This is a genomic window from Bacillus sp. TH22 (assembly GCF_016651015.1).
In the GTDB taxonomy this organism is placed as follows: domain Bacteria; phylum Bacillota; class Bacilli; order Bacillales; family Bacillaceae_G; genus Bacillus_A; species Bacillus_A mycoides.
This window is the reverse complement of the sequence record NZ_JAEKER010000001.1, coordinates 5,413,923-5,423,614: the sequence shown is the minus strand read 5'-3', so window position 1 is coordinate 5,423,614 and position 9,692 is coordinate 5,413,923. Positions and strand designations below refer to the sequence as shown.

Sequence of the window (9,692 nt, the reverse complement as noted above, 5' to 3'; positions counted from 1 at the left end):
CCCCCATTTATTGAACATTCTAAATGGATTTGGAAATAATAAATGGGGTACCACCACATCGCTATCAAGATAATAAAAAGAAATGCCCCCTAGAATGAAAAAATACGCTATTCTTTCTGTAGAATCATAGGAAAGGATGGCGTTTTTTATGTCTGTTTCTGTGTCTGACGAATTACAACTATTTGCTCAAGAGATTCAAAGTTTTTTATCTCCAAATACCTTATGGGATCTTGCTAGAGATGTTGGCTTTGTACAACGAAACCAGTAAGTACCAAGCAAAAGATTTAGTAGCTTTATGTGTATGGTTGAGCCAAAATGTAGCTATGACTTCTTTAACTCAGTTATCTAGCTGTTTAGAAGCATCAACAGAAGTACTCATCAGTCCTGAGGGATTGAATCAACGATTTAATAAAGCGGCCTAATTCAAAAAATGGAACCCGATAGGGTTTATTTCGCATGCAAATCTTTAAATTCTCTACACTTAGCCTTTTAAAAAAGAAATTTCCCATGTAGTATGCAAAGTCTAAGTCTATAAAACTTACCTTTGTTAAATCTTCACTTTCAGCATGATTAGGTACAGGGCTAGTGTGGAAGCTTCACTCTTGATCGTCATCTCAGAATCTACATCCTGTCGATATGCCCGCTTGGTAAAGCCAATTCCTACATCAATCGCATACAGAGATTTCATACTTTTTTCCTCACTTTCTCTTTTTAGACTTAAATCTAGGCACTCTCTTCTTTCCCTTCTTTCATATATTTCTTTTCATTTTTCGTTTTTTCCCCGTCTATGTCCTTACTATTTTGATTTATTTCGTAATCCTTTTCATCTTTTTTCTTTTTTTTATTTTCGTTTTCTGTTAAATCTTTAATGGTAGAAATGACAACTGGTGTGGCTGTAAGCAGTTGTGGTAATGTTTGTTTTGCAACATTAGCTGCAGTTACAGAGAATTGTTTACTTGTCTCAGTTACCTTCTCCAATGTTTCCTTTATGTTTCCTCCTTGTAGTTTGTCTTTTACGCTTTTTCCTTTTGTTTGTATAGCTTTCCGATTTTCTTTTTTTAATAGGGAGACCATGACTCCGGTCGTAATCCCAATCACAGCATATTTAAATATTGTATGTTTCATTTTTCTCATCCTTCTCTACTTTTATTTTCTTCAATGCTACAGCCTAACATATAGTCTATTTCAATCTTTTCTTGAAATAGGAAATTAGCATTACCTTACCTATTTATCAGATGTTGCAATCTATTAGAGGGAATGATAGTTTTGCGGCTGCCTATCACTCGCCATTGGTGTTTCAGCTGTTACTAGGAGTAAAATTCTCCCTTGATCTAGTTTTTCTTCATATAAGTTAGCTTTCTCCTTCGACAACCCCATTTCTTCCATTTGATTTCGGAGTTCGTCCCCTTTTTTGGAGAAAAAGTTGATAATACTTGTGCCCAATCCTTGTTCTTTTACTCCAATCGTATTTGTGTTTGTATCATCCGCAATCCTTTTTGTTAGATGTTTTTCATGTGCTAAGACATAAATGTCATCTTGGCGAATCCCTTGCAATTCTAGCTCTTTTACTTTCATAACTACTTCCTGTTCATTTTGATATTCATGAACCACCGGTTTTCTTTCATTCTTATGCATGGTATCTCTTTCCTCCTTTAGATTTTTTATTTAGTTGTTATGTAATATGTAATACACCTATTTTAAAGATGTTAAACTTAAATTTTCAAAAAACTTAATACAATAGGTTATTAATGTTTTTGAATATCAAAGCGATGTCACGAGAACTTTGCTTTAATAACAGTGTTACAAATAACGATTTGTTTGGAAGGCAAGCCCCTTATTTTATAGAAAATTTCTATTTAGAAAAAGTTACAAAAGGAGTACAAGATATTTTTTTCGTTAATTAAATCAAAGGAAAATATAAAAACACTCCTTTTCAAAGAGTGCTTTTAAAAAACATATAACCTAATAAAAATGTTTCTATTTTGATTACAGAAAGAAAGTCTTTATTAAAACATATGGTTGCTAATTTAATTGCGATCTTCCTTGCACCCAAGCAGCAATATCACTTATAACATACTCAGGTATATTAGCAGGACTATAATATTCATCCGGCTTACTTATTTCCCCATCACCCTCTGTAAAGAAATGATTTAACTTTGGATATAGTCGATAATCAACGTTATCTCGTTCTTTTAATTGTTCTTTCCAAAGAGGAATTTCGATTTTTGATTGAACTTGATAGTCTCTTTCTCCTTGAATAATAAGAAGCGGTGTCTTTTGTTCTTTTGACATTTCTGCTGCTTTAATTTTCCGGATAGAATCCCAAAATACTGCTGATCCTAAGTAAAAATCTTTTGGGGGATTCTGACTAGAGAAATTGGGATCATTTAATAATTCAAATTGCGATTTGTAGAATTTATATTCCTCTAGGTTCATTGCTCCAATAGAAAAAAGGTACTCAAATTGATCTAAAACAACGTCTTGGATCGTACGAGCTGGCCCTCCCATTACAATTGCCCCAGCAATATTTTGATTTTGGTCTTTTTCAATCATTTTCGGAAGCATCATTCCACCTTGACTATGACCCAGAATATAAATTTGATTCTTATCTATTAGAGGCTCATTTTTAAGAAATTGAGTTACAAGAAGAGCATCATCTGTTGTCTCTTTATCAACTGTATAAAAGGGACTGAATTGTGTTTTCAACCCATGTTCATATGTTCGTTTATTATAGCGAAGGACAGCAATTCCCTTCGATGCAAGACCTTCAGCTAAATCGCGAAATGGTTTTAAAGCAAACGCTGTTTCATCCTGATCAGTTGCTCCAGATCCTTGAACAAGAATAACCGCTGGGAAAGGACCCTTTCCTTTTGGAACAGACAATGTTCCTGGTAATGGAAATGCACCACTTCCAACTACTACTTCTTTATCAACAAATGATTCAGGCTTACTATATGATGGACGCTCTGCAACAGGACTAAACGACATGCTGAGTTGAAAATCGTCTATTTTTCCAGATGGATCTAGTTTTATTAGTAAAGGTACAGTCATTTGTTCAAAAACTAATTGAATCTCCACATTTGTATGAACAGGATTTGTCTCTTTTTGTGTAACCTCTCCAATTTCTATAAAAGAACCTGCTTGTAATTGAACTGGCAGTCCCTCCCAATAGCTCTTCAACCATTCTTTGGATATTATTTTCTGTAATGACCTTGAGGTTAAATCAAATGCAGATTTATAATCTTCACTATTCATATGGCGAATAAATGAAAGAGTAGTAGATATAATAGGATTTTCATCATCACTATTGTCTACTTTTTTTATAGTTGTGTTTGCTTCCTTTAATTTCGAAATAAATTGGTGGTTAAATAGATAATTATATGTATCAGGATATAAGCTTGTTTTCAATACTTCCGTATTCCGTCCCTCATACAAACTTGAAGAACTCGTAAAATTCCCAGTTGAAATTACTTCCTCCGCATATGAGACTGAGGGAATTGTTATTGTACAAATTGCACTGACAAGTAATAACTTATTACTTATTCTTTTTTTCTTACCCATAATTATTGATTCTCCTTTCAAAATTAAAAATTTCTAATACAGTATGCCAACTATAAGGAAAATAAAAATTATCAAAGAGATTAATAATCTATTTTACGATCCCCCTCTCAAGTTAAAAAGCTATCATTAACAAACTTCAATAAAAAATGCCTTCCCCTCTTTTTTTATCATTGGATTTTCCAATGACATAGAAGCACAGCGCTGCATTACATGTAACTGCCCATGGGATTCTCTATTCCAAAAGAAAAAGCACCCGACTAGATGCTTTCTTTAATTGTTCTCACTATAATTTATTTAGATAATTCTCTTATTACTGTAAGATAAATTTATTCTAGTTCCTAAATCCCACTTATTTCTTAATTCACTCATACCAATATAAAACCAAATAACCTACCATCAAAAAATAAAGAAAACAGGTTATTTGGCTATTCATTCCGTAAGCTTAATGCTCAAGGTAATCTTTTTTCACACGGTTAAACTTTATTAAGAAAATCTTAAGGAATTTCCCTCTATATTTATAAGAATTTTTTTATACTGAATCATGTAAATGAACAAGAGGAGAAACGATCATGAAGAAATTTGTAATTTGCATACTAGGAATAGGCCTCCCTATATACTTACTACCTTTCATATTACGCGGAGATTTAGACAGATTTAATCCGATTGCTGAAGAAAAAATGTATACGCTATTGCGGAGGAATATGGCGTTCCAGATTACCATCATAAAGGAAGAGCTATGTACTCGCTAAAAGGTGTTGATGAATTAAGGAATGAGAAGGAATATAAAATAGGAACGAACACTCCTAATGATTTTATAAGAAAAACTTACTTAAAAATTCATGTGAAAGGTAAGTATGTCTATTCCTACGACATTATTTCTGAAAAGGACATTCCGGAGAAAATAAGGGGACAATTGAAGATAGCAAATAAATAAAAGAGCCAATTCGTACGAGTTGGCTCTTTATTATCTCTCCCACCTACCGTTAGGCTATCTTCCTACACATGCTTGAGATGGGAGAATCCTTTCGGTAAATTTATTACATTCGCTATCATTGTTTTAATAACCATTCTTCAATTACTTTCACTGTTTCATCTCGTTGTGCTTTTGGCGTAATTAAACTCGCATTATCACCTTTTTGCTCACCATACATGCCAAAATGCGCATGATTGCCGCCTTTTATCATGTGCATAGTTGTATTCTTTGACATTAACTTTTTATTGTTCTCTATTTTTTCTACGGTTGCTAAAGCATCTACTTCCCCATAAATTGATAACATCGGAAGCGATTTAGTAGAGAAATCATCTGCAGGATACGAACCTAAGAAAATGATCCCGTCTACCTTGTCTTCATGTTGAAAAGCATACTTAGAAATCATAGCTCCCCCCATTGAATGCCCCGCAACATACCATTTTTGAACTTCAGGATACTTTTCAATTACACTGTCTACCACATTGATTCCAAGTATCGCTAAATTTAATGGTAACTTAGGCATCACTACAAAATGCCCATCTTTTGCAAGAGCTTCCCCTAAGTAACTATAAGCCTCAGCTTCTACTTTAGCTCCTTGATAAAAAATAATCCCTACTTTAGCATCTTTCTGTCCAAAAACTATATTATCTTCATCTTTTTTATCATCTACTAACGACAAAGCCTCTTTCGTTGGTTTATAAGTAAACTGCGACCAAACAAAAAAAGTAATACTTCCCATAAGTAAAATACCTAGTAAAGAGTACAGAACAATTTTCATCCACTTCTTCACATATATGCCCTCCCTAAGATGTGTATATTCTATACTTTAATTATTATTACTATAATTGTCGAATAATCTTAACTAATAAAGTGAAACTTTAATCAGTGGGGTTTTACGGGCAGTTGATCCCCCACCTAACTTCTTTGCTTCCGCTGAATTTTGAGGTGGGGGTCTTACTGCCCGTTAATGCGGGATAAGTTTAGAAAAAATAATACGAGCCCTGAAATGCCGTTTTAACATAAATTCAATATATTATTTTAAAAAGAAGCTTCATAAGCTAATTAAAATTTTATAAAGAAAAAGCCGATTTCCTTATCGTATAGGAAATCAACTTTTGGCTTAGTTATTGATTTAGTAATAAAAACACCTTTTTAAGATAACTAAGTTTATACTATAGACGTTGATCTTTCTGGAAGTTTAGACGAAAATGATCTTCATCACTATATACACCAAATTCATACCCTTGCTCTTTATAAAATTTAATAATTTCAGGAAGAGCTTGTAATGTTTGCGCCTTTTCATGCATTAAAACAACTTCTACTTCTTCTGTTGTCTGTTTCTTTACATTTTCGATAATCTGAGTTGGATTATCTTTTAACTTCCAATCATTTGAGTCTATTGTCCAATCCCAAACTTTTATTGCTGCTTCTACAATTTGTTTACGAACTTCCTCTCCCTCTAATCCTGGTGCAGATCCATATGGCGGACGGACCAGTTTAGGAGTTGTACCCGTAATATTATGGATAAGATCTAACGTTTCTTTCATCTCTGGTACAAATTGTCCCTTTTTGTATAGCTTATCACTATTATGTGTCATACTATGTGCACCAATATAATGTCCTTCTTTTACTGCTCGTTTTACATTTTCCTGAAAACCTGTATTTTGTAAATTACTACCTTGCATAAAAAATGTCGAAGCAACATTTTGCTCTTTTAGTACATCTAAAAATTTCCCAGTCAATTCGCTAGGACCGTCATCAAATGTTAAATAGACAACTTTTCCTACCGGTTTTCCATCAGGTCTTTTTTGTTTTGCTGGTGATGTTTCCTTTTTCTTTTCTTGTTGTTGCGTATTAACTTGTTTCATACTTTCATTAGCTACTCCCTTCGCTGGGATAGAGTGCCATTTTCCAATTAAAAAGAAAGTGAAAAAGGTCGTTGCTAAAACAACTCCTAGAGATATTATTACCTTAGTTAATCGACTTTTTTTTTCTTACTTTGTGATTCTTTCATTATTTTTCGATCCTTTCCCTATTAATTTTCATATTCATTATTTATAAGGCTGAATCATTAGTTTCAACCGGTGTTTACAATAAATAGATTAATAGAGATGGATAAAGATAAAATGCAGATAATGTCGAAATCAGTTAAAGAATAGCTTATTGCATCCACTCTTTAGAAAAATATTTGTTTTTAATTTGAAAACTGGATATACACCAAAAATAAAAAATACTACTCTTCCTAATTAAGATTTAGAAAGAATAGTATTTTTCTATTTGCCTATTTTATTACATCGTAAAATAATTAATAATGCCATCCACAATTCCTTTTTGCGATTTTGCTTGGAATTCTTCTGAATTCATTCTTTTTTCATCACTCGCATTAGATGTAAACCCTAATTCTATTAGGATAGCCGGAGAAGGATTTTCTCGCAAGACAAGAAAATCACTGCCATGAATGCCTCGATCTCTGCTGTCTATATTTTGATCAAAAATAGCTTCTTGTACAATCTTAGCTAATTTTTTATCTTTCCTTTTATTAGATCCATAATGAGTTGTTATTCCCTTTACATTTGTATCCTCAAAAGCATCATGATGAATGCTAATATAAAGATCCGCCGAATGGTCTTTCACTACTTTAACACGCGCTTGTAATTCTTCCTTTTGCTTTGTTTCTGGAAGTAAACTCATATCTTGTTCACGTGTCAATATAACTTTTGCATCCGTTCTTTCTTCTAATTCTTTCTTTATATTTTGTGCTACTTTTAAATTAAGCTCTTTTTCAATCGTTCCAAACTTCTTTCCTTTCGTCCCTCTATCTCCTCCACCATGCCCCGGATCAATTACAATAGTTTTTCCTTTTAATCGTAAATCCTCTTTTGATATATTTTTGTGCCCCTTAGCATGTATGAAACTAACACCAGTGCCCATTATTAATATAATAAACAAAAGCAATATCGCTCTTTTTTTCATTTTAATAATCTCCTTATCAGCTTTTCATTCCGTTTCTAATGAAAATAGTACTGAATGCTGATAAAGATAAAATGCAGATAATGTCGATTTTGTTTAAAAATGATAAAAACGTGTAGAACGAAAATTCTACACGTTTTTATTTAAATAGAAGAAAAATAATACTCCATCTTCTGTATTCAAAACACCATATTCCGCGTCATGCAGTTCTAATATATTTTTTGAAATAGCAAGGCCCAATCCTGTTCCACCTTTGGAGCGTTGACGAGACGTATCTCCTCGATAAAAACAATCCCATATTTTCTCTAAATGTTCTAGTTCAATATGTGCTCCTTTATTTTCTACACATACTTTTACACGTTCATTCTCTTCTATTGTAGAAATAATAATATCCTCATGTTCTGGTGTGTAACGAATCGCATTCGTAATAAAGTTAGTAACCACCTGTTCTATTCGATGTGGATTTGCAACAACCTCAATTTTAGAAAGTTGTTTATGCACATGTAATTGCTTAGCTGTTATATCCGAAGTTAATTGCTCACATATATAATCAATCATCTCGTCAATATGGAAAACATCCATTTCCATTTTATCTACTTCCTTTGACATTGCTTTAAAGTAATAATCCTTTTTATTACTAGCAACACCATCCTCCAAAATTGAAATACAGCTCTTCATAATACTTAAAGGTGTTTTTAACTCATGTGAAACACCAGACAATAAATTCTTTACGTGTATTTTCTAATTGCTTTTCTTTCTCTATATCTTCCTGCAATTGATGAATATACGAATGCAACGCTTTAGAAAGTGTATTAATATTTTGTGATAAATCACCTATTTCATCCTTTGTAGTAATAGGTATCGTCTCTGAAAAATCTAAGCCTGCGATTTTTTTTGTAGTATCATTTATTTGTAATAGTGGTTTGGCAATTTTCTTTGAGTAATAGAACGATGTCAAAACAATTAAAATCAGTACAAATAGAATTAAATATACATAATAATCCTTTATCATTTGCACAGCTTCATCAACTGGTTGCAATGATGTCATAGCAAATATGTAATTTACCTTACCATCTGCATCTATTGTTGGTTTGATTAATAGTTTATATTTAATATCATTTTCTTCATAATCTCACGTAAAATATCTTCATCTTCTACGATTAATATTGTTCTTTGCATCTTTTATCTTCTCCACGATTTATTTTATCCCGCTTTAATGGGCAGTAAGACCCCCCACCTCAAAATGCAGCGAAAGCAAAGAATTTAGTCGGGGATCAACTGCCCATAAAAGTCCGATTGGTTCAACTAATAATCAGTGGGGGATGAAGAAAACCCCCACTGATTAAAGTTTCACTTTATTGTTAGGAAGAAATAGTTCATTTTATATGTTAACCAATTATAAATCTTTCACTATTTCCGTCACTACTACATACAACATAGTTATATCAAGATAATAGCGTGACAGTATAAAGATAAAATGCAGAGATAGCCTTACTATTGAAATGCTATTATAATTTTGTAATTGGAATGAATTTGAATCACATAAAGAACCAGAAGAAATACTATTATTTGGAGGTATCACGATGAGCCTTGTAATTAGAGAGTTAGAAACAAATGATTTAGATAATTTCCCGGAGATTGATGGCAGTTTTATAGTGAATGCTCGGTTAATTCTTTCTCTTTCAAAAGGAAATAGACGCATACAATATACAGTAGAAGACGTTCCGAGTTATGAAAAAAGTTATTTACAAAATGATAATGAAGAACTGGCGTACAATGAATATATGAATAAGCCTAATCAAGTAATTTACATAGCACTGTTACATAACCAAATCATTGGATTCATAGTGTTGAAAAAGAATTGGAATCACTATGCTTACATAGAAGATATCACGGTGGATAAAAAATATCGTACACTCGGAGTTGGTAAAAAATTAGTTGATCAAGCAAAGCAATGGGCAAAAGAAGGCAACATGCCCGGGATCATGCTTGAAACGCAAAATAATAATGTCGCAGCATGTAAATTTTATGAAAAATGTGGATTTGTAATTGGTGGATTTGATTTTCTTGTTTATAAAGGTTTGGATATGACAAGTGATGAAGTTGCAATTTATTGGTATTTGCATTTCAAATGAGAATGTTCTTAACGTTAAACAAAATCAAAATAAAAACCCCACTCTCTCTATACTAA

The 9,692-nt window shown here is 32.6% G+C and carries 8 protein-coding genes and 5 pseudogenes; 4 read left to right on the top strand and 9 right to left on the bottom strand.

What is annotated here, in order from left to right; translation table 11 throughout:
• Window positions 1-148 precede the first annotated feature (148 nt).
• Window positions 149-419 (top strand): annotated as a pseudogene (locus JFU18_RS27665) (IS4 family transposase); the annotation flags it as partial.
• Window positions 420-500: 81 nt separating this feature from the next.
• Here JFU18_RS27665 and JFU18_RS27660 read toward each other — a convergent pair.
• The 3 genes and pseudogenes from JFU18_RS27660 to JFU18_RS27650 form a co-directional block, all read right to left on the bottom strand.
• Window positions 501-688, bottom strand: a pseudogene (locus tag JFU18_RS27660) (ParM/StbA family protein); the annotation flags it as partial.
• Window positions 689-723: 35 nt separating this feature from the next.
• A complete protein-coding gene (locus tag JFU18_RS27655) occupies window positions 724-1,125 on the bottom strand; it encodes a peptidase U61 (protein ID WP_201050390.1) in 402 nt (133 codons plus the stop codon).
• 123 nt (window positions 1,126-1,248) lie between these two features.
• The gene (locus tag JFU18_RS27650; RefSeq protein WP_201034028.1) at window positions 1,249-1,635 is read right to left on the bottom strand and encodes a YflT domain-containing protein; all 387 of its coding nucleotides are present in this window, start codon (window positions 1,633-1,635) and stop codon (window positions 1,249-1,251) included.
• Between the two features lie 113 nt (window positions 1,636-1,748).
• Between JFU18_RS27650 and JFU18_RS30005 the strand changes: the two genes are divergently transcribed.
• Window positions 1,749-1,904: an acyl dehydratase gene (locus tag JFU18_RS30005; protein WP_080448183.1), complete on the top strand. Its 156-nt coding sequence runs from the start codon at window positions 1,749-1,751 to the stop codon at window positions 1,902-1,904.
• 118 nt (window positions 1,905-2,022) lie between these two features.
• On the opposite strand, the gene JFU18_RS27645 is transcribed toward JFU18_RS30005, so the two are convergent.
• Complete coding sequence (locus JFU18_RS27645) at window positions 2,023-3,561, bottom strand: alpha/beta hydrolase (RefSeq protein WP_201050388.1); 1,539 nt, start codon at window positions 3,559-3,561, stop codon at window positions 2,023-2,025.
• Between the two features lie 569 nt (window positions 3,562-4,130).
• Between JFU18_RS27645 and JFU18_RS27640 the strand changes: the two are divergent.
• Window positions 4,131-4,495, top strand: a pseudogene (locus JFU18_RS27640) (YxeA family protein).
• 115 nt (window positions 4,496-4,610) lie between these two features.
• Here the strand turns inward: JFU18_RS27640 and JFU18_RS27635 are convergent.
• The 5 genes and pseudogenes from JFU18_RS27635 to JFU18_RS30000 form a co-directional block, all read right to left on the bottom strand.
• Window positions 4,611-5,321, bottom strand: coding sequence for an alpha/beta hydrolase (locus JFU18_RS27635; protein ID WP_201034030.1), 711 nt, complete (start codon window positions 5,319-5,321; stop codon window positions 4,611-4,613).
• Window positions 5,322-5,703: 382 nt separating this feature from the next.
• Window positions 5,704-6,399 carry a polysaccharide deacetylase family protein gene (locus JFU18_RS27630; protein WP_207192172.1) on the bottom strand — a complete coding sequence of 232 codons (696 nt, stop codon included), beginning with the start codon at window positions 6,397-6,399 and terminating at the stop codon, window positions 5,704-5,706.
• 421 nt (window positions 6,400-6,820) lie between these two features.
• Window positions 6,821-7,504 carry an N-acetylmuramoyl-L-alanine amidase family protein gene (locus JFU18_RS27625; protein ID WP_201034031.1) on the bottom strand — a complete coding sequence of 228 codons (684 nt, stop codon included), beginning with the start codon at window positions 7,502-7,504 and terminating at the stop codon, window positions 6,821-6,823.
• Between the two features lie 126 nt (window positions 7,505-7,630).
• A pseudogene (locus tag JFU18_RS27620) lies at window positions 7,631-8,633 on the bottom strand (sensor histidine kinase); the annotation flags it as partial.
• A pseudogene (locus JFU18_RS30000) lies at window positions 8,600-8,680 on the bottom strand (DNA-binding response regulator); the annotation flags it as partial. The pseudogenes JFU18_RS30000 and JFU18_RS27620, both read right to left, overlap by 34 nt.
• A gap of 404 nt (window positions 8,681-9,084) precedes the next feature.
• Here JFU18_RS30000 and satA point away from each other — a divergent pair.
• A complete protein-coding gene (satA, locus tag JFU18_RS27615) occupies window positions 9,085-9,636 on the top strand; it encodes a streptothricin N-acetyltransferase SatA (protein WP_201034032.1) in 552 nt (183 codons plus the stop codon).
• Window positions 9,637-9,692 lie beyond the last annotated feature (56 nt).